Source organism: Liquorilactobacillus sicerae, from assembly GCF_029916425.1.
Lineage (GTDB): Bacteria > Bacillota > Bacilli > Lactobacillales > Lactobacillaceae > Liquorilactobacillus > Liquorilactobacillus sicerae.
Map to the genome: position 1 here is coordinate 1 of NZ_JAHAVQ010000112.1, position 584 is coordinate 584.

Consider the following 584-nt stretch of genomic DNA (forward strand, 5'->3'; position numbering starts at 1 on the left):
GCTCCTTTTCCTCCCGGAGCGCTTGTCAATTCACTTAAGTGAATCGTTTCGCCTCTTTTTGGCAGCTTATTTAAATGTTGAATTGTATCAACATTTAACGACCCAAGAACAACAATTTTTTTGGCTTGTTTTTCGATGATTCTCTCCTCCAATTAAGCAAGACAATCAATATCCTCGATCCTGCTTTCAATACACAGATAAAACTGATTATTGTCAAAACGATTTATGAATAAATATAATCTAAGTATAGTAAATTTAATCGGTAACCCTTACAAGTTGTTAATAAAATTAAATTTTCTTCGTTGAATCACGGATAATTAATTCAACATCGACGGCTCTTATTTGTTGTTTTAGTTCTGAATCGGAAATTCTATTTTCCAACATTTCCAAAGCATACTTAGCTAATAAAGATATTGGTTGCCTAACCGTTGTTAGTTTTGGATTTATAAATTCTGCATAATCCGTATCATCATAACCAACCAAAGAATAATTGTCCGGAACTTTTAAGCCCTGATCATAAATGCCTCCAAGAACCCCGATTGCTAATTCGTCACTTAATGTAAAAATAGCGGTTGGCTTAAAAG

Annotated in this window: 1 protein-coding gene; it reads right to left on the reverse strand. The window is 33.4% G+C overall.

Annotation, left to right across the window (positions count from 1 at the left end; genetic code table 11):
• Positions 1-288: 288 nt before the first annotated feature.
• The coding region (locus tag KH893_RS11510; protein WP_281166242.1) for a substrate-binding domain-containing protein at positions 289-584 on the reverse strand (296 nt) is incomplete at its 5' end.